Origin of the sequence: Rhizobium sp. CB3060 (assembly GCF_025200735.1) — a bacterium.
GTDB lineage: Bacteria > Pseudomonadota > Alphaproteobacteria > Rhizobiales > Rhizobiaceae > Rhizobium.
The window spans coordinates 2,622,177-2,646,180 of the sequence record NZ_CP104158.1; the positions used below are offsets into that span (position 1 = coordinate 2,622,177).

The following is a 24,004-nucleotide window of genomic DNA, read 5'->3' on the forward strand; positions in this document are numbered from 1 at the left end:
AATGTGGTGGCGTCTCACAAAGTAAACATCTTGCGACCGTCTCAACACCGCCCGTTGACGTGTCTCTTTTTATGTCTCATAACTGCGACAGGGAAAGTCTAGGAGTTTCGAGACATGGCAACTATTGGATATGCCCGCGTATCGTCCGCAGGACAGAAGCTTGAAGTGCAGCGGGAAAAGCTTTTGGATGCTGGTGTTGAACGTCTCTACGAAGAGAAGAAGTCAGGCACTAACACCGACCGCCCTGAGCTACAGAAGGCGTTGGATTTCGTTCGAGAAGGCGACGTGTTCTGCATCACCAAAATCGATCGTCTGGCGCGCTCTGCCGCCGATCTGCTGAACATCTACACACGGCTTAAAAACAAGGGAGTTCAGTTCCGGGTTCTTGATCAGAACATTGACACGACATCGAAGGAAGGCGAATTCATGCTGACCATGTTGGCAGCATTCGCTCAATTCGAAACAGCTATTCGAGCCGATAGACAGGCAGATGGCATCGCCAAAGCAAAGGCTGTTGGAACGCGGTTCGGGCGCAAGCCCAAGGCAACGGGAGATGTAGCCGAAAACATCCGCACCATGCGAACCGAAGGGCTGATGATCCGGGAAATCATGGCAAAGACCGGACTTAGCAAGGCAACAGTCTACCGGGCACTCACCGCCTGATAGACCGAGCGCAAAGGCGTCTACAAGTGCAGGAAATCCGCCATCTGTGCCGACAGGATCAAAGAGCTTCATGCAGCCGGAATTGGTTCGAATAGCCCTTCTTCAATAAGGAACGTGCGCCACTGGTCCGCCATCTTTTCGAAAAGGTCAAAAGCGTGGTGTTTTTCGCCCTCGTATCCAACATACACAAACAGGGTATGGCTTTTTAGCGAACGTTCCCCATCTCTCGTTTCCCACGTCAGCTTGTAGCTCGATCCGCTCCATAGTTCGGGCATAGAGTCTTTTCGAATTTCACGGTGCTTTACGCTGTTCGCCAAGATGCGGCAGAATTTCAGGGCGGGAAGGCGATGCTCTTGCGCATCAGCAAAGTTTGCCTCAACGGTCTTGCCGTCGAACTGGTCCCGCTCTGGCTTGGTCTCTTTGCGTTTTCTGCCACCAGTAAGCCGCGTGAAATTGGCATCATCGACTTGGTCACGATGAAGCACCCAATCAACGAGATGCCACGCATCAACAGCGCAATCGATTGCGGCGTACCTTGCCTCATTCTGCAAGTTCGCCTTCTTGAGCCGTTCAATGTCGAATAATAGCTTATAATGCAGGTCTGTCGGTGATTTCAGTCCGAATGTCTTGGTCTTCCTGCGCTGATCCATTCTATCCCCGATTTTTGATGTTCAACGGCAGATAGTGGTGAACAGCCGAAAAGTACAACAGGGATCGGCGGACAGGCGGACTAACCCATTAAATGATGGATTTTGAGCGATTTCGGCGGTTTCGCGGGCGACTGAGCGCGGCGGGCGGAAAACGTGATCCCGGCAAGATGTGTGGGTTCGGCGACGGAACGCTATTTATCGGATAGGAATATATGCCCATACTTTGTTCTGGCGTTATAATGTAACGTTGCTCGTGTCTGTCTTTGCGGCACTTCAGCGCTAGCGCTCGGTCATGTTTGCGACACTCCATAAGACCATAGCCATTCCGTCGATGTCGGATGGAAATCCTTCGGTATAGGTTGATCACTCTTGTTGCCTTTCCAGATGTCGGTAGAGAACACCAGCGGAATCCAGTCGAAACCAGTTGGATACAGTTGAGGCTAGCGATCCATAGGTGTTGGCAGGATTGCTACAGGTATCCTTCAGTTATCCAGCAGGATTTATCAGGCGAACATGGTAATGGTTGATCAACAATCTAAAATCCATGGGGTATTTTGTCAGTCGAGATGGCAATTGGTAGGATAGCGATAGCGATTGGTCTGAATACCGATAAGAAAATCTAGTTTATTGATAGGCGATCCTAATGACAGCTAGAAATCATTAGCGATTGGTAGAATATTGATTGAATAAAGAATATTTTAAACCACTAGAAAACTCTGTCAATCGAAATGGCGATTGGTAGTAAATCCATTTAAAACTGAAACCCTACTGATTGCCAATGGAATTGGAGGCGTTCCCTCGCTACGCTCGTGAACGGGATTGCCCACTCGCTTTGCTCGTGGTCATCCATGGCTAGTGATTTGAGATTCCTTTATCGATTCATATCCCATGGATTCAAACAACAAGATGTCACACACTTATCCCGTAAAGAGTATATTACAGGTTATCTCTGTGACAGGCACTGTTATGATGAAGTGCCGCAAACGTGACACTATCTAACGCAGTACAATCGTCAGAAATTCATAGTGAAAACGAATTATTCTGACTGGTGTTGTCAAATTTATCCTTGCCAATTGGGATGATATTCGGTATAATTGCGACATCATTTTAAGAGACACTTAGCGCTTTGTCGCATGTCCTTATCAAAATCCTTCCGAACCGAAAATAATTCCCGAAACATTGAAGTTTTTCTTTGAATCACGCGTTTTAGCGGGAAGGATTTCACTAAATGAAAACATGAAGAAAAGGAATCGGCTTGGGAACTCGATCTTGCTCTTCAAGGTCGGTTAAGTCGGTTCTAATGCTCAATGCCTCGTGAATAGAAAGCAGGGAGTTAGGTCGTTTCCAAGCCGGACCTAACTCCCTTTTTTATTTTACTTGAGGCTACTTTAATGAATTTCCAGAACAAAAAGACTATTCAAAAAGTGTCGGGCAATATCGGTTCGCGCAAGACACTGACAGCCCTTCAATGGCTTGATGACCTTGTTGAAAAGAACATGGGTTGCCTTGTCCCGACAACGATTGCAACGCCCACCAATGGGCTTTCCCGGATGTATCGTGACCTGCTCGAAGGCTATGGCATTCCCTGCCTTGTCATCTCTCAAGATGAAGGTTTTCGCTCTGCATCGGAAGAATATGCTCGCCAGTGTGAAGCGGGTTATGAAGGCGTTCTGATCGTCCATCATTCCATTGCGCTGAACGCGAAGACGAAAACTTTCAATCGTATTCTGATCCATGACGAAGCTGTTTCGCCTATCCAAACCATCAGGATCAAATTCAAAAGCCCGGAAGACCTTCAACGGCTATCGGTGCAAGAGACCCCGGACGTTGACGGATATTACGAGCTTGTCCAGTCTGATGTGACGGAAGACATGGTGGAAGACGCCAAGGACTATGAAGGGTCGGATTTCACTGTATTCGGCAAGAAGGCGCAAGAGCTTGGTTGGTTTGCCAACAATGGGAATTACCGGGTGGTTGTCGATAGAGAAAGCTTCGATAAAGCTGCATCCGGGGAAGCCTTCGCGGAGTACAAGAAGGTGATTCTGCAATTCACGATCTTCATGCATTCAACCATCGTGAATGGCTATAAAGACACCCTGTTCATATCGGCTGAATTTGACAAAACCATGCTTGGTTTGATGTGGGCAAAGGACGTTGATTTTCAGTCCAATGAATGGATCGAGTCCCGCCTCGACAATGACTACCTAAGCCGGAAAGCCCCGAAGGTTGAGCTTTATCATGCCCCGGTTCCAAACCTGTCCAAGACCTTCTTCAAGCGCCTTGGCGGCGGCAACCGCGATGTGGGAAATCAAATGTTTCTCGACCACGTTGCCGATTGCCTTGGCGACATGTTTCCGGGAAAGAAACACATCGTCTGCACCAATGAACCCGACAAGGTAAAGCGCTATAGTTGGAAGCTCGAATGTCCTTGCCTTGGCAAGAATGAGCAATGCCAGTGTGAAGGCTACGGTAAGCGCGTCATCATCAACCCCCACGGATGGAACCACCTTCAAGATTATGACATGGGTGTGTTTTTGGCAGGCATCAATTTTGATCCTATCACCAATGACAGGCTTTCCGCTTTCTACGAAATCACCAAAGAGCAAGCCAAGGAAGCGCTGTGCTACCAGATGGTTTTGCAGTTCCTTGGACGTACCAGCCTTCGCAACAAGGACAGCGACAACCCGATTATCTTGGTTGCCCCTGATGAAGGCGCGGCGGCTTACATCCAACGAATTTTAGGCTGCGCTGAATCTAAGCCGCTTCCAATCGATTTTACAAAGCGCCCCCGTAAGACTCGTAGCGACAAGAAGAACAAGAGTGTCGACCAGAAGCGCACCGAAGCCGCTGAACGGCAGCGCAAAAGTAGGGCAGCAAAGAAAGCCGCAGCCTCTATCGAAATGACGCTGTGACGCGAGAGAGCTTTTCTCATACATAATGGCATGATTAGCTTTCCTGCTCCGCCACTCATCGCCGGAGTCTATGCAATCGTCGCCACGAAGACGAACGACCGCTGTTGAGCAACAGGATCAAACCATCAATCAGCTTAAGGCTGATGCAAATCGCCTTCAGGAAGCCACCACGGCTTATTCTGATGCGGTCAAAAAGACGGAAGCTGATTTCGTTGTCGAGTGGGAAGCGATTGATGCAATCGACTTCAGCACACCCAAGAACACGGATGAGCTTGAACGGCAAAGCAATGACGAATTTGCCAAGTCCGTTGACAGTCTCCGGGCAGCGACAAGTCCCGGGAACTGATCCTAGCCAAAGTGAAGGTACAGTACGAGCGCACCTAGAATTGCGGCAGCGATAATGCCTAGCCAGCCGTTGCCTGACAATTCGATGAAGCCAAACTTGAATTTAAATTCGGGGGGATGGTTCATAGCAGTCACCTTTCACCAAAAAAATCGGTTGGTGCTGCTAACTGCTACGCAGTATATGGGTGCCTGACCCCCTGCGCAAGGGGGGTACAATGGCGCTCAATTCGCTTGCAAGAGCTTGTAAACCTCAGACCGAAGGCGGTCAATTTGTCCACCGATGAGCAAAACAAAAAGGGGCGATGAAGCCCCTTATTTTGTTTCTCGTGGGCGCCTAGAGTCGTCACTGTGGATTGGCGACACCCTTGCCTTTGGTGAAGCAGTCGGCGATCGCTTGGGCTTTCCACGCCAGAAACCCAAGGAGAACGGAGAGGGAGAGCGGGCTTGGCGCGCCAATCAGGATGTGCTCGAAGTAGACGACTACATCAACGAGGCAGGGCGACCGGATGGTGGCGCTGTATCGAAGCTTGTGCCCAAATCTGCAAGCCTCTCGCACTTTTCGAACCGCTCGGCTAAATTGCCACAACAAAACGCGCGAACTGAGATATTTGATGCTTCAATCCTTGGTAGAAGAGCTATCGTTTACGGCGGAAGAAATTCGTAGCTTCCAAATATTTTATCCATATGCCTTCAACAAAACTATTGAGGCGCTGAGTACGCGGCATCCATTTGTCCATTATTGCAGCAGTGCAGCCGCCGAATCCATGATCCGGAACGGATCGGTATGGATGAGGAATGTTACCTGGATGAACGATAGCTCCGAGATACAGCACGGAAAGACTTGCCTTGCTAATGCGCTGACGAGCGATTCAGCACGAGAATTGGCGAGGGTACTGGACGGAAAATTTCCAGGATTTACTGAGCACCTTGTCGGGTTAGTCAATTCGTGGATACCGCACTTTGAACAGGAGACCTACATCACTTGTTTGACGGAGCAGTTGCCAAACGAAGAGCAGATGGGCAGGCTTTCCATGTGGCGCGCCTACGGTGCAGGCGCAAACCCGGTCGCATTCGTGTTAAATAGCGGTCCTTTTCTTCGTCCATCAGACGCACTTGGCGCCTACACCAGCCCGGTTGCCTATCTATCCCCCGCACAATTTCTTGAGCAATACGAGCAAGTCGTAAAGAACGTCATCGGTAACATTGAATTCTTGGAAGGGCTCGGGCGCGAGCATATCCTTGCAAATCTTTTTGCAGCCTATCGATACGCGATCATTTGCACGAAACATCCAAGCTTTCATGAAGAGCGTGAATGGCGAATTGTGTATCAACCTACGTTTCAAAAGTCTCAAAGGCTCGTGCCGGACCGGGTTGTCATCTCACAGGCTCCGCAACGAATCTATAAAATCCCTCTAATGGATGTACCAGACGAAGGTTTCTATGGAGCCACACTACCTGACCTCTTCCGAAAGCTTTTGATCGGCCCCGGCACAATGTCTGTGCACCTCAAGCGCGAATTCATTGCCCTTTTGGAAGAGCAGAACGTACCAAACGCCGCGACTAAAGTTGAAGTATCTGACGTGCCATTACGTTTATGATGTCGCAACAATATTACGATGACGACCCAACGGTTTATCGCGGTTTTAGCCCCCTTAAGGTCGGGAAACAAACGCTCGAACGTGAGTAAGGTCTAAGCCGTTGTAGGCGATGGATTGAATGCCTTCGTTCAAAACCGCCAAACCATACGAGCTTCCATAGACCTCACGGATGCCCTGTGAATGTCCCTGCAACTGGTCCATAACGGCGCTATCCACCCGGCTATCGCGACAGGCTTGCTCGAATGAATGCCGCAGAGAATGCCAAACCTTCTTTTCTGCCTTTATCCCCGCCTTTGAGGTACGCATCCGAGTTGGGCCGCATTGTGCAGTGAGTGAGAGTGTGGATGCTCTGTAAGCGCGCAAATCGCTGCACCTGTTCATTGGCGGAGTGTTGAGCGAATCTGTGTCCACAACGGAGACTGTGGATACAATGACATTGGATGGCGCGGGAATTTCAGGGGAGCTTCGGGTCGTCAAGGTTCTTCGCAATGGCAAGCGGCGGTTTGATCCGGTCGAGAAGGAACGCTTGATCGACGCGGCCCTTGAGCCGGGGGTATCGGTTGCAGGGCTTGCGCTGAAGTACGGGGTGAATGCTAATCAGTTGCGCAACTGGATCAAGCTGCATCAGCGCCGGCAGGCGGAGAAGGCGTTGACGGTTATGCCTTGCGCGCCGTCGGCCTTCGTTCCGGTGGTTGCGGCATCGCCGACTGGACGACCGCCGGCCCCGTCGGCTCCGACATCGCCACGGATGCGCTTGAAGGCATCGCTACCGAACGGCGTGCGGCTTGAGCTTGAAGATGCGGATGCGCAGGCTCTGTCGGCGATGATCGAAGCGTTGGGGCGTTGCGATGTTCCGGCTGGCTGATGATCTGCGCGTCTATCTTCACCGGGAACCGATCGACTTTAGGGCTGGGATCAACAGCCTCGCGATTTTGGTCGAGCAGTCTATGGGCCTCAATCCGTTCGAGCGGGCGGTATTTGCCTTCTGCAACCGTCGCAGAACCCGGATGAAATTGCTGTTTTTTGATCGATCGGGCTTTGTGCTAATTTTGAAAGCGCTGACCGAAGATAAGTTCCGCTGGCCTCGGCGACAGGAGGCTGTGGTGTCGCTTGATGCCGAGCAATTGCACTGGCTGCTCGACGGCATTGATCTCGACGCGATGGTTCGCCATCCGGTGCGACAATATGAATTTGTCGGGTGAATTTGGCGGTTGACGCAGGGGAGCGGTTCAGATTCAAAAATGCGATGACTCGAACCGGTACCCCGACCGTTGAAGAATTGATGGCGCTTTTGGCGGCGAATGCTGCCGAGATTGCCGCGCTGAAGGCTGAGAAAGATACCCTTGCGCAGCGCGTCTTCAAGCTCGAGGAAGAGCTGGCGCTGGCGCAGTTGCATCGTTTTGCGCCGCGTAGTGAAAAGCACGTGGATCGCATCTTCAACGAAGCCGAGCAGAGCGTCCTTGAGGGGGACGAGGGTTGCGACCTCGCCGACGAGGCGGATACCATCGATCTTCCGGACACGGGATTGCCGCAGACCGACAAGCCGGAACGCAAGAAACCTGGTCGCAGGCCGTTGCCGGAAAACCTGCCGCGCCAGCGCGTCGAATATGACCTTGCCGACGATCAGAAGGTCTGCCCGTGCTGTAGCCATCAGATGCACCGCATGGGCGAACTGGTCACAGAACAGCTTCACATCGAGGTGAAGGCGAAGGTTCTGCAGAATGTCCGAGCAAAATATGCATGCCGCAACTGCGACCGGACCGGGATCAATACGCCTGTTGTCATCGCGCCGATGCCGAAGCAGCCCTTGCCCGGCAGCATAGCCACGGCCTCGACGCTGGCCTTCGCGCTCGTCCATAAATATGTCGATGGCACACCGCTCTATCGTCTGGCGCAGGCCTTTGAGCGTGCAGGCGTTCCTGTCAGCCGCGGCGCTCTCGGCCACTGGGTGATCAGTTCGAGCGAGAAACACCTCGTTCGTATCTATGACGCGCTGAAACTGCGGCTCCAATCGCAGACGATCATCCATGGTGACGAGACCACAGTCCAGGTGCTGAAGGAAGAGGGCAAGGATCCCACCAGCATCTCTTACATGTGGGCCTATCGTAGTGGCGAAGACAGTAAACAGCCGATCGTGCTGTTCGATTATCAGGCCGGCCGCGGACAAGAGCATCCGCAGGCCTTTCTTGGCGACTACCGCGGCATCTTGATGAGTGACGGCTATCAGGCCTGGCGCACGTTGAAAGGTGCCACGCATGTCGGGTGCATGGCCCATGCCAGGCGGCGCTTTGTCGAGGCTCTCAAGGCGCGCAAGAAACCCGGTGGGCCGCCGGCACAGGCCATCAAGTTCTTCGACCAGCTTTATCGGATCGAAAGGCAGGTGCGGGACGAAAAGCCCGATGACGGCGAAACGCAGGCCGATTACATGCGTCGCTTTCGCCAGAAACATAGCGTTCCGGTTCTTTCCGCCCTCAAGGAATGGCTCGACAAAATCGCGCCAAAGGTCGTGCCCGACACCAAGCTTGGCGATGCCGTTTCCTATACGCTCAACCAATGGGACTATCTGACCCGCTATACCGATGACGGCAGGATGCCGATCGACAACAATTTGCTGGAGCGCGACATCAGGATTTTTGCAACTGGAAGAAAGAGTTGGCTCTTTAGCGATACAGTCCAGGGGGCCAAAGCCAGTGCCGTCATCTACAGCTTGATGCTGACCTGTCGCGCCTGCGGTGTCGAACCATTCGCATGGCTACGCCACGTCCTCACCGAACTGCCGCAGCGCCCCGACGATGTCGATATCGACGACCTGCTGCCCTTTAACTTCAAAAGCCAGCCAGCCTGAGCTGCCCCTTCAAGCCGCTTACCACGTGCAATGAAACGCGCGCTTACGATGCTCTGTCTATATAGACGGCAATATAGACGGTGCTTCACACATGGACTTGAGGAATGATCTCACCGGGCATTTCAGCCGGATGGAGATTGTCGATAGCGGGCGTCGCCGGCGTTTCACGGATGAAGCGAAGCTGGCGATCGTGGCTGAGAGTTATAACGGCCCGCGACAGGTGACGGCCACGGCGCAGCGTCATGGGATCACGCGCTGGCAGTTGAATGCCTGGCGCAGGGCCGCGCGGGAAGGACGGCTTGTCCCCCGCTCGGCGAACGGATTTGTTCCAGCGATCGTTGTTACCGAGCCTAATGTTGCGAATACGCCACCTGCGGCGACTGTCGCTGTGCCGCCTTCTGTCACCGCGCCCGGTCGCATGGAGGTGGTGAGTGCGAACGGCCGGCGTGTGATCGTCGGTCGGGATGTCGACGTGGACGTCCTGCTGCGGCTCATTTGTGGTCTGGAGACGTTGCGATGAACCCGTTTCCGATGGGAACGGGGGTCAAGGTGTGGCTGGCGACGGGACATACAGACATGCGGTGCGGCTTTCCTTCGCTGGCCCTTCGGGTGCAGGAGGTGTTGAAACATGACCCTCTGGGCGGTCATCTGTTCTGCTTCAGGGGTCGACGAGGTGATCTGGTAAAATTAATTTGGCATGACGGCCAAGGCGCCTGCCTGTTCACGAAAAAATTGGAGCGCGGGCGGTTTATCTGGCCCAATGTTGAAGGCGGCGCCGTCGCGATCTCGGCCGCACAGCTTTCTTATTTGCTGTCGGGAATTGACTGGCGGGCGCCGCAGGAAACCTGGCGTCCGACACGGGTTTGAGCGCCTTCTTCATTGAATTTGTTCAGGAAATATGCTCTAAAATTTGCATGTCATTGCCACCGCTTTCCCTTCCGGACGATCTTGCCAGCGCCCACGCCGCGCTGCTGGCGGAACGCGAGGCGCGGTTGCAGGCGGAGGCCGAAGCGACCAAAGCCAAGGCAGAGCTTTCCAGCATCGAGGCGCTCAACGCCCATCTGCAATTGCTGATCGCCAAGTTGGAACGCGACAAACACGGTCCGAGCCGGGAGCGCACCCAGCGGCTGATCGACCAGATGGAATTGCAGCTCGAAGAGCTGGTCGCCGACGCGACCGAGGACGAGCTTGCGTCCGAAGCGGCCTCTGCCAAAAGCCAGACCGTTCGGGCCTTCACTCGCAAGCGGCCGGTGCGCAAACCCTGGCCGGACAATATCGAGCGGGAACGTGTCGTCATCGAAGCTCCTGGCGCCTGCATCCATTGCGGTAGCGAACGGCTGTCGAAGCTGGGCGAGGATACTACCGAGACGCTGGAGGAGATCCCACGCCGCTTCAAGGTGGTCGAGACCGTCCGGGATAAGTTTACTTGCCGGGAGTGCGGCTGCATCAGCCAGGCGCCGGCGCCGTTCCATGCCACACCGCGCGGCTTTCTCGGCCCCAACCTTCTCGCCACTATAGTCTTCGACAAATTCTCCGAGCATCAGCCGCTCAACCGCCAGAGCCGGCGTTTCCGCAGCGAGGGAATTGATCTGTCCACCCAGACGCTTGCCGACCAGGTTGGCTACGTCAGCGCCGCCGTCAAGCCGCTCTTCGATCTCATCGAGACGCACGTGTTTGCGGCCGAGCGATTGCATGGCGACGACACCACTATCCCGATTCTCGCCAAAGGGCAGTGCATCACCGGCCGGATCTGGACCTACGTTTGCGACGATAGGCCCTTTGGGGGACAGTCGCCACCGGCCGCCGTCTTCTACGCCTCCAGCGACCGGCGTGGCGAACATCCACAACGACATCTGGCCGAGTTCAAAGGCATTCTGCAAGCTGACTGCTATAATGGCTTCAATCCGCTCTTTGATCGTACGAAGAAACAAATACCGGTGACGCCGGCTTTCTGTTTTGCCCACGCGCGCCGGAAGTTCTTCGAGCTGGCCGACGTCTCTCGCAGTGCGCGCCGCGGTAAAGGCGCACGGCCTGTCTCGGCGACGGCGTTGGAAGCGGTTAAACGCATCGACGCGTTGTTTGCCATCGAGCGCGATATCAACGGCACAAGCGCCGAGGAGCGGCTTGCCGTGCGCCAGGAAAAGAGCAAGCCGCTGCTCATCGAGTTGGAGGCCTGGTTGCGCCAGGAACAGGAGGGCCTCTCACGCTCCTCACCGGTCATCGAACCGATCAACTACATGCTGTCGCGCTGGGTCGATTTTGCCAGATACGCCGATGACGGCAGGATTTGCATGACGAATAACGCGGCGGAAAGAGCCCTGCGCGGCGTGGCTTGCGGCAGAAAAAATTGGAGCTTCGCCGGTTCCGATCGCGGCGCCGACCGGGCCGCCATCATGCTGACCCTGATTACGACGGCTCGCCTCAACGACATCGATCCAAAGGTCTGGCTTGCCGACGTGCTGGCCCGCATCGCCGAGCTTCCCGTCTCCCGCCTGCATGAGCTCTTGCCTTGGGAGTGGAAGGTGATCAAGGCGATGGAAATCCCGGCTGCCGCGTAAACAGTTTCCGAAACAGCTCTTCCGACCGGCGCAGACCCTCGTCCGTCAGCACCAGTGACTTCGACTTGTTCACCGGATCGCCGATCAGGCCTTTCTGATACAAGCGATCAGTCGTCGCCCACTCAAACCCCTTCCAGGCGCAACGCTCGTTGTGAAGCGTCAGCCATAGCAACGCCAGCACCGCGTCGTCAATTTTGTCCTCGTCGATCTCCATTCCGCAAGCTTACCACGCGCGACCCCAAAGATCCCTGCGGCCTACCTCGGATGGATACCCTTTGAGAGCAGTTTGTTGAACAACTTAGAGGCATGGCGGTGGCGTTGGCTAGCCGGTCCGATCTCAATATCAGGAAACAATCGGTGTCCAGGCTTCACCGACTGAACAAACTCAACAAATCCGAGCTCAAGCAATTTCGAATGGACGGGGATTTTACGGGCGGCAAACATCGTCTTGAGGGTCTTCCCTGCAAAGCCGCCCTCCGCGTCGTCAGCATTAACATCCAGAAACCAAATCCCATCCTCTAACCGAACATCATCGTGAAGGAGCTGTACGGTTTCCATCAATCTGGTCCCTGCATACAACGATAGGAGGGGCACCCAGAAACGTCCTGTAGCCTGCATGGGCACATTCCCTTTCACGAACCATTCCCGCGCACTCTTGACCCCGGTGAAAACCGGGCTGTGAAACAGCTTCTGTAGTTCGGGGATGCTGAAACCGTGCCTCTTATCACGCCGGTCGCCCGTGCTCCCGAGTTTTGGTATCATCGGCTGGACGATGTTTTTCAGGTTTATATCGCATTCAGCGCGGGCCCACCCGAACACCAAGTTTATCGCCGTCATCACCTGACGTACGCTTTCGACCGACAGGCCCTTGGACGCGCCGTCAATTTTCGCACGAGCAGCAACCTCTAGTTTGGAGAGCCCCTTTAACGCGGACCGACCATGGGCCTGAGGAGGCAGCGCAAATAATGTGGACTTTAGCAACCTGATGTCTGACTGAACGTATTGATTGAGTGGCTTGTCACCACAGATAGCAATGACCTGCTTAATCTGGTTCGCGCGTGCCGACTGAGTTTTCGCGCTCCACCCTTTGGATTTCGCAAGCGATTCAAAGCATTCGGGTGCGATCACTGAGAGCAATGGCAGCTCTGTTTCCATCGACGTCGCCTTAGGAGCTTTCGAACTCTGCGCGTCTGATGACGATTGGCGCAGCGACATGCCTGAACAAGGACCGCTGAACTCTCGTAGCCAAGCGGTGATCATGATCCGCTCGCAATCATACAACATGCGTATCGCGGCAATCGGATCGGCATCTGCAAGCTCGAAATGATCGCAATCGCGTTGCCAGCGCGATAGGTCGCGGACAGCATAAGCGCGCTCAATAGACACAAGGCGATGTTCAAGTCGACGCCGATGCTCGACAAAGAGAGCGTCGATGATTTCCTCCCGTTGAGCGCCCCCTGAACCAAACGCTTCCAGAGCGAGCGCCCTTTCATCGTCTTCCCTCGATTGAAGAAGATTGCTGAACTCATCGCGTGCCCGTCGCATCATTTCTGAACTAACAGGGATCGTTGGATTTTGTCGCCGTCCGGAAGTCGCATCAACCAGTTGATTGAAATGCTTAGCCCTTATCAAAGCGAACGCGTGGTCCACCTCAACGATCACAGCAGACAGCAGCCGAAGTGCCGCACGCAAGTCGCGCGTTCTCAGTGATCGTTGCTCTATTTGCTTGCCGTAGAAAGATCGTATGTCGGCAGGAACTTTGACCCGGTGATAATAGACACCGTTGGGATGACGATAAAGTCGATAGCGGTCAGCCATAGTCGGCAACTCGATTTTCACACCGGTGTCAAAGTCGGTGTCAAAGTTTCAGTCGAGAGCCGAAAGTGTTGAAAATCAATGAGATAAAGAGCGATCCACGACGACCGATGGATGTTTACGATCCTGGGCGCCTACAAACGTAGGTGGGCGCCGTGTGTCCAGGCCCACGAGCCTGGTCAGGGACAGCTCCCTTTGGATCGAGTATGGCCCCAGGGATTGTGGTTCCTGTCGGGAAGCGCAGACCGCAAGTCCTATATAAAGAGAATTCTCGCCTTGCACCAGAGGGTGCTACGGTGCAGTCCCGAGAAATAAAAGAACGCCTCAGTTCGGCTCGGCGCCTGGGCGAACCGTCAGCTTCTCGGTGATGCCGCGAATGCGCGTCGTCACTTCGTCGATGACGGTTGCGAGCGTCTCTTCGCTGCGGGCATTGGCCGCAAGCACGGTGTCACGGTTGTTGCGCAAGTTTTCGAGCTCGGCCTCCAGCCCCGAAACGCGACGTGTCAGCTCCGCCACCTCGTCCATGATCATGATGCCGGCCATGACGGTGACGCGCAGATCGCCGATTTCGCCGAACTGGCTCTTCAGATGCATGACATAGCGGTCGAAGCGGGTGGCGAGATCCGTCAGATGCTCTTCCTGCCCCTCTTCGCAGGCCATGCGATAGGCCTTGCCATCGATCGTTACCGTTACCTGCGCCATGAGACTTTCCGATCATTGCCGCTGATCGCGACGGCTGCGTCCCGAGGGATCAGCGGTCGAGCACGGCTCTTATGGTTTCCATCGCCGTCACAAGCCGGCGCGACACTTCGCGATTGACCTCTTCAAGCCGGTTCGCTCGGAACTCCGCCTGGTCGAGTTCCTGGGCGAGCCGCGAACGATCCGCATGCACCCGGCGAACCTCGCCTTCGACATCGCTTTGCGCGCGTTCACGTTCGAACCGCACATCGACGGCGCTCTCCAAAGTCGAAAGCGCCTGGCGCAACTGAGCGAGCGCCACATCCACCGTTTTGCCTGAGGGCGTCATGCCTTTCGATTCCCCGCGCAAGGCCCGAATCAAAATATCCGGCCACTCGACTGATTTCCCAACAATATTCAACTCGGCAACTGAACGTCAATAAAGGCCGCCATACGGCAGGGGACCTAATCTGTGGATGAAGGCCGCCTTTATGGCTTAAGCGGCCTTTGTCTTACCCTTGTCGTCTTTTGTATAAGTCGGCGGGCAAATGTCGAAAAATTGCCGCACCACCCCCTGATCGCCCCGCGGATTTATTGACTTGCTCGCCCCAACTGCTATGTCTCAGCCGCCTGAGGCAGCAGTGAAAACGGAGTTTGTAAGGTACTCCTCCGTTTCGGCCGCCTTTCAACCGGTGGCCCAGCCTCCCAAGCGTGTGGCCATCCCCCGAACCCGGAACCCTGCGGAAAAACCATGATCTCTCGCGAACAACACGACCGGATGGCGAATGCGATCCGTTTCCTTGCCATGGATGCTGTCGAGAAGGCCAATTCCGGTCACCCCGGTTTGCCGATGGGGATGGCGGATGTCGCCACCGTTCTCTTTGGCAAATATCTACGCTTCGACCCGAAGCATCCGCATTGGCCGAACCGTGACCGCTTCGTGCTCTCGGCTGGCCATGGCTCCATGCTGCTCTATTCGCTGCTGTACTTGACCGGCTACCCTGACATGGGGGTCGAGGACCTCAAGCAATTCCGTCAGCTCGGCTCCAAGACTGCCGGCCATCCGGAATATGGTCACGCCACCGGCATCGAAACCACCACCGGCCCGCTCGGCCAGGGTATTGCCAATTCGGTCGGCATGGCGATCGCCGAACGCAAGCTGCGTGAAGAATTCGGCGCCGAGCTGATGGATCACTATACCTATGTCATGTGCGGCGACGGCTGCCTCATGGAAGGCATCAGCCATGAAGCGATCGCGCTGGCCGGCCACCTGAAGCTGAACAAGCTCATCCTCTTCTGGGACAACAACTCGATCACCATCGACGGCGCCGTTTCGCTGTCGGATTCGACCGACCAGGTTGCCCGCTTCAAGGCCGTTCACTGGAACACGATCGAAGTAGACGGCCACGACCAGGCCGCCATCGGCGCTGCCATCGAAGCCGCGCACCAATCCGACCGCCCGACGCTGATCGCCTGCAAGACGATTATCGGCTTCGGCGCTCCGAACAAGCAGGGCACCCACAAGGTTCACGGCTCGCCGCTCGGCGCCGAGGAAATTGCAGCGACGCGCGTTGCGTTGAACTGGCCCTACGAAGCTTTCGTCATTCCGGACGACATTCTTACCGAATGGCGCGCCGCCGGCGAGCGCTCCGTCAGCACCCGCGAAGCCTGGGAAGGCCGCGTCGCTGTTGCGGAAGCCGGCAAGAAGGCCGAATTCAATCGCCGCTTTGCCGGCGAGCTGCCGGCTGGCTTCGATGCCGCCATCAGCGAATACAAGAAGAAGCTCGCTGAAACCAAGCCGACGCTCGCAACCCGCAAGGCATCGGAAGATGCGCTCGAAGTCATCAATGGCTTCCTGCCGGAAACACTGGGCGGTTCCGCGGACCTGACGCCGTCGAACAACACCAAGACCAGCCAGATGAAGTCGATCACCCCGACCGATTTCTCCGGCCGGTACGTCCACTGGGGCATCCGCGAGCACGGCATGGCCTCTGCCATGAACGGCATTTCGCTGCATGGCGGCCTGATCCCCTATTCCGGCGGCTTCCTGATCTTCTCGGACTATTGCCGTCCGCCGCTCCGTCTCGCTGCGCTGATGGGCATCCGCGCCATCCACGTTCTGACGCATGACTCGATCGGCGTCGGCGAAGACGGCCCGACGCACCAGCCGGTCGAACAGATCGCCGGCCTGCGGGCCATTCCAAATTTCCTGTTGTTCCGTCCGGCTGATGCCACCGAAACGGCGGAATGCTGGCAGATCGCGGTCAAGACGCACAATCGTCCGTCCGGCCTCGCGCTGACCCGCCAGAACCTGCTCGCTGCACGTACCGAATACAGCGAGAAGAACCTCTGCGAGCAGGGCGCCTACACGCTCGCCGGCAATGCCGACGCCAAGGTGACGATCTTCGCTTCGGGTTCCGAAGTCGAAATCGCCGTCGCCGCCCGCGCGGCGCTGGAAGGCAAGGGTATTTCCACCCGCGTCGTTTCCGTACCCTGCACGGAGCTCTTCTTCGAGCAGCCGGAAGCCTACCGCACGGAAGTGCTCGGCAATTCGCCGGTCAAGATCGCCGTCGAAGCCGCCGTTCGCGAAGGCTGGGACGCATTCATCGGTCCGGAAGGCGCCTTCATCGGCATGAAGAGCTTTGGTGCTTCCGCACCTTACAAGGACGTTTATAAGCATTTCGGCATTACCGCCGAGGCGGTTGTCGCTGCCGCTGAGGCAAAGCTTTCCTGAGGGCGTCGAAAGGCGCTCTCCATTTCAATAGAAATACCCTGAGTGAACGGGAGTGAACACATGACTGTAAAAGTTGCCATCAACGGTTTCGGCCGCATCGGCCGTAACGTTCTGCGCGCGATCGTCGAATCCGGCCGCACCGACATCGAAGTTGTTGCTATCAACGACCTCGGCCCGGTCGAGACCAATGCCCACCTGCTGCGTTACGATTCCATCCACGGCAAGTTCCCTGCCGAAGTGAAGGTCGAAGGCGACACGATCATCGTTGGCGGCGGCAAACCGATCAAGGTCACGGCGATCAAGGATCCGGCAACGCTGCCGCACAAGGACCTTGGCGTCGACATCGCCATGGAATGCACGGGCATCTTCACTGCCCGCGACAAGGCCGCCGCTCACCTGACGGCCGGTGCCAAGCGCGTTATCGTTTCGGCTCCTGCCGACGGTGCCGACCTGACCGTCGTTTTCGGCGTCAACCACGACCAGCTCACCAAGGAGCACATGGTCATCTCCAACGCTTCCTGCACCACGAACTGCCTGGTGCCGGTCGTGAAGGTTCTCGACGACGCCGTCGGCATCGACCACGGCTTCATGACGACCATCCACTCCTACACCGGTGACCAGCCGACGCTCGACACCATGCACAAGGACCTGTACCGCGCCCGTGCCGCAGCCCTGTCCATGATCCCGACCTCGACGGGCGCCGCAAAGGCTGTTGGTCTCGTTCTGCCGCACCTGAAGGGCAAGCTCGACGGCACGTCGATCCGCGTTCCGACCCCGAACGTCTCGGTTGTCGACTTCAAGTTCGTGTCCAAGAAGGCAACGACGGTCGGCGAAATCAACGAAGCCATCAAGGCTGCATCGAACGGCAAGCTGAAGGGCATCCTCGGCTACACCGACGAGCCGCTGGTTTCCCGTGACTTCAACCATGACAGCCACTCGTCGATCTTCGCGACCGACCAGACCAAGGTCATGGAAGGCAACTTCGTGCGCGTCCTGTCCTGGTACGACAACGAATGGGGCTTCTCCAGCCGCATGTCCGATACGGCCGTTGCATTTGCCAAGCTGATCTGATCATGGCCTTCCGCCCTCTCCTTCCGACGACAGTTCGCTGGCGTCCGCTGGAAGGAGACGGGCTGGAGCATCTGACGATCGCTCCCATCGACACCGCCACGGGCGCAGCCATTCGCGCCTGTGGCACCATCATCGGCAGCCGCGACGGCTCGCCCTACGGCGTCTTCTACCGCATCAATTGCGCAGCCGACTGGACCGTTCTCTCCTTTTCGATCGATACCACCGATGGCCGGCGCCTTGCCTTGCTTTCCGACGGCAAAGGACATTGGCGCGCCGAAGACGGCATTGCCTTGCCGCAATTCGACGGCTGCATCGATATCGATCTCTCCGGCTCGCCTTTCACAAACAGCCTGCCGATCCGCCGGCTTGAGCTGACGCCGGACGCTGGAACGGCAAAGCTTTCCATGCTCTATATTCCATTCGACAGCTTCGTGCCGCTGCGCGACGGCCAGCGCTACACTTGCATCACGCCGCAGAAACTCTATCGCTATGCTGCCGAAGACAGGACCTTTACCGTAGACCTGCCCGTCGACGAGGATGGGCTGGTGATCGACTATCCAATCTATTTCAAGCGTGTGGATGTTTAATACGGCCGCGCGGACAACAGCCTGCGGTCCGCATTATTCCTCCCATTCGCCTCAAATCTTTCCTCTCCCTGCCCTGCTATGGTCCAGATTTACAAATAAATTTTTGACAGGAATTCTCCCAAAGCGTTCCGGGGCCGTTTCGCTGTTCTGGCGAAACGCATCACAGCATGAAGTCGCTATCGTCGGAGCGGGCATCGAACCAGCGCCTTCTCCGAAGAATATTTGTATGTACTAATTTTAAGCATGCGGCAGCATAGTGAGTGGCGGGAGAATTGCGAAGGATCCCGGCTGCGGCCGGGGCAAGAGCGCGCGGGAAAGGGGAAGAAGGGCGTGGAGGCATTTTACGTCGTCGTATTGGTGTGCACGGTCCTCATTCTGATGGCGGCCTTCTCGAGTCTGCTTGCCTTTCGTTTCGGCGCACCGCTGCTGCTGCTTTTTCTGATGATCGGGCTGATGGCCGGCACGGACGGGCTCGGCATCGAATTCAGCAATAACTATCTTGCCTATATCCTCGGCTCGCTCGCCCTCGCCGTCATCCTCTTCGATTCCGGCTATGGCACGCCGATCCAGGCCTTCAAACTGGCCGCCGCCCCGGCCCTGACCATTGCGTCCATCGGCGTTCTCGTGACAGCGGCACTGTTCGGCCTCGCCGCCACCTGGCTCCTTGGCTTTACCTGGCTGCAAGGCCTGCTCCTCGGCTCGATCGTCGCGTCGACGGATGCGGCTGCTGTCTTCTTCCTGCTGCGCATCGGCGGCATCAACATCCGCGACAAGGTGCGCTCGACGCTGGAAGTCGAATCCGGCACCAATGATCCGATGGCGATTTTCCTGACGCTGGCGCTGGTCGAGCTGCTTGCGAGCGGCGACGGCTATCACGGTTTCAACCTTGTTATGCTCGCCACCTTCATCCAGCAGATGGGCCTGGGCGTCATTCTCGGCCTGCTCGGCGGCATGATGATCGTGCTGATCGTCAGCCATCTGGAGACCGATCGCGGCCTGACGCCGATCTTCGTGCTGGCGCTCGCCCTGCTCGTCTTCTCCTTTACCGGCGCTGTCGGTGGCAGCGGCTTTCTCGCCGTCTATGTGGCAGGCATTTACGCCGGAAATCGCAAGATGCCCGCCTCGGCCAGCATCAAACGCTTTCAGGACGGCATGACGTGGCTGGCGCAAATCATCATGTTCCTCGTCCTCGGGCTACTCGCCACGCCGTCGCAATTTCCGGCGATCGCCATCCCCGCCGTGGCGTTGGCGCTGTTCCTGATCTTCATCGCCCGGCCAATTGCCGTCTGGCTCTGTCTGTTGCCTTTCGACTACACGCAGCGCGAAACGGGTTTCGTCGCCTGGGTGGGCCTGCGCGGTGCCGTCTCCATCCTGCTCGCCATCATGCCGATCCTTGGCAATCTCCCGAGCAGCCAGACCTATTTCAATGTCGCCTTCATCGTCGTGCTGGTGTCGTTGCTCGTTCAGGGCTGGACGATCAAGCCGATGGCGCGTCGGCTCAGCCTCATCGTGCCGCCGCGCATGGGCGCCGTCGACAAAGTCGAGGTCGATCTGCCGGGCACAGTCAATCACGAGCTGCTCTCCTATCGCGTCGTCAAGGATAGCCCGGTTCTGCGCGGCGAACGCATCCCGCGCTGGGCGATGCCATCGCTCGTCGTCAGGGACGGCAAGTCGATGCGCTACCAATATGCTGGGCGCCTGCGCGAACACGATCTCGTCTATCTCTTCATTTCGCCCAGCTATTCACGCCTTCTCGACCGCCTGTTTGCCAGCCGCGCGCCGGTCGATCCGGATGATGCGGATTTCTTCGGCGCCTTTTCGATCTCGCCGCTGCGTCCCGCCGCCGATCTCGACGCCGCCTATGGTCCAGGGCTTCTCAGCGATGCGGAAAAAGGCCTGACGATCGCCGAGCTGATGCGCCAGCGCCTCGGCGGCAAGGCCGATTATGCCGATCGCGTCCGTCTCGGCGAGATCATCCTGATCGTCCGCGATCTCGACGAAAACGACCATATCCAGTCGGTCGGCATGTCGCTGGAAGCGTTGGAACCACCGGCGATCCTGCCGATTTTCATCAATCTCCACGACATTTTGAACGGTATTCGCGGCTTCCTGCGCAAGCGTCGCGAGCACGCCGAAGAGGTCGTTTCAACCGATTCAAATACCGGCAAAAACGACGCCTGACCGCCTTGCGTCTCGCATCATCCGTAGTATGGTCGGCGCACTTCGCGGCACCAACAACATTGGATCCTCCCTATGGCAGCCTTCAAAACCCTCGACAATCTCACCGATATCACCGGCAAGCGCGTGCTCGTGCGCGTCGACCTCAATGTGCCGGTCAAGGACGGCAAAGTCACCGACGCGACCCGTATCGAGCGCGTGGCGCCGACGATTCTGGAATTGTCCAAGAAGGGTGCCAAGGTCATCCTGCTTGCCCACTTCGGCCGCCCGAAGGATGGGCCGTCGCCGGATCTGTCGCTTTCCTTGATCATTCCCGCGATCGAAGAAGTGCTCGATCACGCCGTCCTCTTCGCCTCCGATTGCGTCGGCGCACCGGCAGCCGACGCCATCGCCAAGATGAACAACGGCGATATTCTGCTGCTCGAAAACACTCGCTTCCATAAGGAAGAAGAGAAAAACGACGCCGCCTTTACTCAGGCGCTGGCAGCCAACGGCGATATCTACGTCAACGACGCCTTCTCCGCCGCCCACCGCGCCCATTCCTCGACCGAGGGCCTTGCCAATCACCTCCCCGCCTATGCCGGCCGCACCATGCAGGCCGAGCTGGAAGCGCTGGAAAAAGGTCTTGGCAACCCGGCCCGCCCGGTTGTTGCCATCGTCGGCGGCGCCAAGGTCTCGACCAAGATCGACCTGCTGATGAACCTGGTGAAGAAGGTCGATGCGCTGGTGATCGGCGGCGGCATGGCCAACACCTTCCTCGCCGCCCGCGGCACCAATGTCGGCAAATCGCTGTGCGAGCATGATCTGGCCGACACCGCCAAGCAGATCATGATCGAAGCCGCGACGTCGGGCTGCGCCATCGTGCTGCCGGAAGACGGCGTTGTCGCCCGCGAATTCAAGGCTGGCGCGGACAATGAAGTTGTTTCGATCGAAGCCATTCCGGCCGATGCCATGGTCCTCGATGTCGGCCCGAAATCGGTCGAAGCGGTCAAGGCCTGGATCGGACGCGCAACGACGCTGGTCTGGAACGGCCCCCTCGGCGCTTTCGAAATCACGCCTTTCGACGCCGCCACCGTGGCTGCTGCCAAATATGCCGCTGAATGCACCAAAGCCGGCAAACTGACCTCGGTTGCCGGCGGCGGCGATACCGTCTCCGCGTTGAACCATGCCGGCGTCGCCGATGATTTCACCTATGTCTCGACGGCAGGCGGCGCTTTCCTCGAATGGATGGAAGGCAAGGTCCTGCCGGGCGTCGCCGTTCTCCATACTGAAAAATAGACCGGCATCTCACACAAAAAGGAGAGCTGCGACCCGGACTTTCGCAGCTTTCCACAGGATGCTAAAATGATAGTCCGAACTTTCAAACGGTTGAAATCATTTCAATCGTTTCAATAATTTAGCTGCCCATTTCCCTCTTTATACACTTCTGTTATCGCCGACCTATATGACCCCGTCGCTGACTGAAATCGACTTGGAGAACGAAAATGAGCGAACGACTTGAAGACATTGCCGTAAAGATGGTAGCCGGTGGCAAGGGCCTGCTGGCGGCTGACGAATCCACCGCCACGATCAAGAAACGTCTCGACACGATCGCTCTCGCTTCCACCGAAGAGAGCCGCCGCGATTATCGCGAAATGCTCTTCCGCTCGGAAGAGGCGATGAAGAAGTACGTCTCCGGGGTCATCCTCTATGAGGAAACTCTCTTTCAGAAGGCCGCCGACGGCACGCCTTTCGTCGACATCATCCGCGCTGCCGACAGCATTCCCGGCATCAAGGTCGATACCGGCGCCAAGCCGATGGCCGGCTTCCCGGGCGAAACCATCACCGAAGGCCTGGACGGCCTCGCTGACCGCCTGGCGAAATATTATGACGCCGGCGCCCGCTTCGCCAAGTGGCGTGGCGTGATCGCCGTTTCCGATACGCTGCCGACCCATGGCTCGATCAAGGCCAATGCCCATGCGCTCGCCCGCTACGCCGCGCTTTGCCAGCAGGCAAAGATCGTGCCGATCGTCGAGCCGGAAGTCTTGATGGACGGCGAACCCGGCACCCACGATCTCGCCCGCAGCGAGGAAGTCACCCGCTGGACGCTGCAGATCGTTTTCCAGGAGCTCGCAGAAGCCCGCATCAACCTCGAAGGCATGATCCTCAAGCCGAGCATGGTCATCGACGGCAAGAAGGCGCGCAAGGCATCGGTCGAGCAAGTCGCCGAACGCACCGTCAAGGTGCTGAAGGAAACCGTTCCCTCCGCCGTCCCCGGCATCGCCTTCCTCTCCGGCGGCCAGACGCCGGAAGAAGCAACCGCGCATCTCTCCGCCATCAACGGCTATGACCTGCCTTGGCACGTTACCTTCTCCTACGGCCGCGCCCTGCAGGACGCCGCGCTGAAGGCATGGGGCGGCAAGGCGGAAAACGTCGCCGCCGGCCAGCGCGCCTTCGCCCACCGCGCCGAGATGAACTACCTCGCCGCCAAGGGTAGCTGGACCAAGGACAGCGAAAAGGCCGCCTGATCTAAGGTGACGCTTCGAATGGATGAAAGCCCCGATCGCGATGCGGTCGGGGCTTTTTGCTTTTGTGCGGTAGATGAGTTTGCAGCACGCTCAAGCTGTTTTGAGGGCAGCGAGATCACCGCTACTGAGAGACGCTAAGTTGGCTTCGATTTTGTCTATCGGCCAATCCCACCAGGCTATATCAAGAAGTTCGTTGATGACCTCACTCGGATAGCGCATCCGAATGATAGTTGCCGGATTCCCGCCAACAACTGCATAAGGCGGTACATGACTTGCGACGACCGAAGCAGCGCCGACGATCGCGCCCGCCCCAATCTGCACGCCCGGCATGATGGCCGCGTTATGACCAATCCAGACATCGTGACCGACGATGGTATCCTTCACCGGCAGGTCGGTGTAGCCGAAGGTCTCAGGCTTAAAGATGCGAAATGGATAGGTGGTGAAGCCAGTCATCGGATGATTAGCCGAACTGGTGATGAAGTAGCTTCCCCGAGCAATTTGGACAAACTTGCCGATCACTAGGCGCTCACGAACGCTACCACCGAGATAGGGCGCCAGTATCTGGGCAGTATCTTCCGGCCTTCCGGAATGGGTATAATAGCTGAACTCGCCGATTTCCATGCGCGGATGGTCAATTACGTTCTTCAGGTAGACAGTATCGCGATAGAGGGTGCCATCAGGCAAAGTAATTGGATGGACTGCATTAGGGTCAAGAAGAGGCATGGAAAACCTTTTCAAATTGCCGGTAACTTCGCAGAAGTAGATCCCGCTTCATCCTAGCTATGTGATTTTATACAGACGAAGCTAATCCCGCATATCGATGGAATCCATCACGCCGCTCGAAAGCCTTCATGAATAATGTA

23 protein-coding genes and 1 other RNA gene are annotated in these 24,004 nt (G+C 56.7%); 17 read left to right on the forward strand and 7 right to left on the reverse strand.

Annotated elements, in window-relative coordinates; translation table 11 throughout:
• Positions 1-114: 114 nt before the first annotated feature.
• Positions 115-663, forward strand: coding sequence for a recombinase family protein (locus N2601_RS12735; RefSeq protein WP_260303124.1), 549 nt, complete (start codon positions 115-117; stop codon positions 661-663).
• Positions 664-731: 68 nt separating this feature from the next.
• On the opposite strand, the gene N2601_RS12740 is transcribed toward N2601_RS12735, so the two are convergent.
• On the reverse strand, positions 732-1,313 hold the full coding sequence (locus N2601_RS12740; protein WP_260303125.1) for a hypothetical protein: 582 nt from the start codon (positions 1,311-1,313) through the stop codon (positions 732-734).
• Positions 1,314-2,704: 1,391 nt separating this feature from the next.
• Here N2601_RS12740 and N2601_RS12745 point away from each other — a divergent pair.
• The 10 genes from N2601_RS12745 to tnpC (N2601_RS12790) all read left to right on the forward strand — a co-directional run bounded on the left by N2601_RS12745 (position 2,705) and on the right by tnpC (N2601_RS12790) (position 11,571).
• Complete coding sequence (locus N2601_RS12745) at positions 2,705-4,225, forward strand: hypothetical protein (protein WP_260303126.1); 1,521 nt, start codon at positions 2,705-2,707, stop codon at positions 4,223-4,225.
• 70 nt (positions 4,226-4,295) lie between these two features.
• Positions 4,296-4,571 carry a hypothetical protein gene (locus N2601_RS12750; RefSeq protein WP_260303127.1) on the forward strand — a complete coding sequence of 92 codons (276 nt, stop codon included), beginning with the start codon at positions 4,296-4,298 and terminating at the stop codon, positions 4,569-4,571.
• A gap of 279 nt (positions 4,572-4,850) precedes the next feature.
• A complete protein-coding gene (locus tag N2601_RS12755; RefSeq protein ID WP_260303128.1) occupies positions 4,851-5,234 on the forward strand; it encodes a hypothetical protein in 384 nt (127 codons plus the stop codon).
• Positions 5,182-6,168, forward strand: a complete 987-nt coding sequence (locus N2601_RS12760; protein ID WP_260303129.1) for a DUF2971 domain-containing protein — start codon at positions 5,182-5,184, stop codon at positions 6,166-6,168. Before N2601_RS12755 ends, N2601_RS12760 begins: the two co-directional genes overlap by 53 nt.
• 430 nt (positions 6,169-6,598) lie before the next feature.
• Positions 6,599-7,033, forward strand: a complete 435-nt coding sequence (gene tnpA, locus N2601_RS12765; protein WP_104825481.1) for an IS66-like element accessory protein TnpA — start codon at positions 6,599-6,601, stop codon at positions 7,031-7,033.
• Positions 7,017-7,370, forward strand: a complete 354-nt coding sequence (gene tnpB, locus N2601_RS12770) for an IS66 family insertion sequence element accessory protein TnpB (protein ID WP_104825480.1) — start codon at positions 7,017-7,019, stop codon at positions 7,368-7,370. The genes tnpA (N2601_RS12765) and tnpB (N2601_RS12770) overlap by 17 nt, the downstream gene beginning before the upstream one ends.
• Positions 7,371-7,414: 44 nt before the next feature.
• Positions 7,415-9,013 carry an IS66 family transposase gene (gene tnpC / locus N2601_RS12775; protein WP_104825542.1) on the forward strand — a complete coding sequence of 533 codons (1,599 nt, stop codon included), beginning with the start codon at positions 7,415-7,417 and terminating at the stop codon, positions 9,011-9,013.
• 91 nt (positions 9,014-9,104) lie between these two features.
• Positions 9,105-9,533 (forward strand): IS66-like element accessory protein TnpA, encoded by a 429-nt coding sequence (tnpA, locus tag N2601_RS12780; RefSeq protein WP_104822824.1) that lies wholly within the window; start codon positions 9,105-9,107, stop codon positions 9,531-9,533.
• Complete coding sequence (gene tnpB / locus N2601_RS12785; protein WP_104822825.1) at positions 9,530-9,880, forward strand: IS66 family insertion sequence element accessory protein TnpB; 351 nt, start codon at positions 9,530-9,532, stop codon at positions 9,878-9,880. The genes tnpA (N2601_RS12780) and tnpB (N2601_RS12785) overlap by 4 nt, the downstream gene beginning before the upstream one ends.
• Before the next feature lie 47 nt (positions 9,881-9,927).
• Positions 9,928-11,571, forward strand: coding sequence for an IS66 family transposase (gene tnpC / locus N2601_RS12790; protein ID WP_104822826.1), 1,644 nt, complete (start codon positions 9,928-9,930; stop codon positions 11,569-11,571).
• Here tnpC (N2601_RS12790) and N2601_RS12795 read toward each other — a convergent pair.
• From N2601_RS12795 to N2601_RS12815, 5 genes are all read right to left on the reverse strand, one after another.
• Complete coding sequence (locus N2601_RS12795; RefSeq protein WP_260303130.1) at positions 11,540-11,785, reverse strand: DUF6429 family protein; 246 nt, start codon at positions 11,783-11,785, stop codon at positions 11,540-11,542. The genes tnpC (N2601_RS12790) and N2601_RS12795 overlap by 32 nt on opposite strands.
• A 41-nt stretch (positions 11,786-11,826) precedes the next feature.
• Complete coding sequence (locus N2601_RS12800; RefSeq protein WP_260303131.1) at positions 11,827-13,389, reverse strand: DUF6538 domain-containing protein; 1,563 nt, start codon at positions 13,387-13,389, stop codon at positions 11,827-11,829.
• 88 nt (positions 13,390-13,477) lie between these two features.
• A non-coding RNA gene (gene ssrS, locus N2601_RS12805) (6S RNA) lies at positions 13,478-13,636 on the reverse strand.
• Positions 13,637-13,710: 74 nt separating this feature from the next.
• A complete protein-coding gene (locus tag N2601_RS12810) occupies positions 13,711-14,088 on the reverse strand; it encodes a cell division protein ZapA (protein ID WP_104824183.1) in 378 nt (125 codons plus the stop codon).
• Between the two features lie 49 nt (positions 14,089-14,137).
• Positions 14,138-14,413 carry a DUF4164 domain-containing protein gene (locus N2601_RS12815; RefSeq protein ID WP_104825195.1) on the reverse strand — a complete coding sequence of 92 codons (276 nt, stop codon included), beginning with the start codon at positions 14,411-14,413 and terminating at the stop codon, positions 14,138-14,140.
• 402 nt (positions 14,414-14,815) lie between these two features.
• On the opposite strand from N2601_RS12815, the gene tkt reads away from it, so the two are divergent.
• The 6 genes from tkt (at position 14,816) to N2601_RS12845 (ending at position 23,141) form a co-directional block, all read left to right on the forward strand.
• Positions 14,816-16,798 carry a transketolase gene (gene tkt, locus N2601_RS12820; protein ID WP_104824184.1) on the forward strand — a complete coding sequence of 661 codons (1,983 nt, stop codon included), beginning with the start codon at positions 14,816-14,818 and terminating at the stop codon, positions 16,796-16,798.
• Positions 16,799-16,858: 60 nt separating this feature from the next.
• Positions 16,859-17,869 carry a type I glyceraldehyde-3-phosphate dehydrogenase gene (gene gap, locus N2601_RS12825; RefSeq protein ID WP_104824185.1) on the forward strand — a complete coding sequence of 337 codons (1,011 nt, stop codon included), beginning with the start codon at positions 16,859-16,861 and terminating at the stop codon, positions 17,867-17,869.
• Between the two features lie 2 nt (positions 17,870-17,871).
• Entirely contained in the window at positions 17,872-18,456 is a 585-nt protein-coding gene (locus N2601_RS12830) for a putative glycolipid-binding domain-containing protein (RefSeq protein WP_104824186.1), read from the forward strand.
• Between the two features lie 330 nt (positions 18,457-18,786).
• Positions 18,787-20,637, forward strand: a complete 1,851-nt coding sequence (locus tag N2601_RS12835; RefSeq protein WP_104824187.1) for a potassium/proton antiporter — start codon at positions 18,787-18,789, stop codon at positions 20,635-20,637.
• A gap of 72 nt (positions 20,638-20,709) precedes the next feature.
• Positions 20,710-21,912 (forward strand): phosphoglycerate kinase, encoded by a 1,203-nt coding sequence (locus N2601_RS12840; RefSeq protein ID WP_104824188.1) that lies wholly within the window; start codon positions 20,710-20,712, stop codon positions 21,910-21,912.
• Between the two features lie 206 nt (positions 21,913-22,118).
• A complete protein-coding gene (locus N2601_RS12845; RefSeq protein WP_104824189.1) occupies positions 22,119-23,141 on the forward strand; it encodes a class I fructose-bisphosphate aldolase in 1,023 nt (340 codons plus the stop codon).
• A 90-nt stretch (positions 23,142-23,231) separates the two neighbouring features.
• Here the strand turns inward: N2601_RS12845 and N2601_RS12850 are convergent, their stop codons facing one another.
• A complete protein-coding gene (locus tag N2601_RS12850; RefSeq protein WP_104824190.1) occupies positions 23,232-23,864 on the reverse strand; it encodes a CatB-related O-acetyltransferase in 633 nt (210 codons plus the stop codon).
• Positions 23,865-24,004 lie beyond the last annotated feature (140 nt).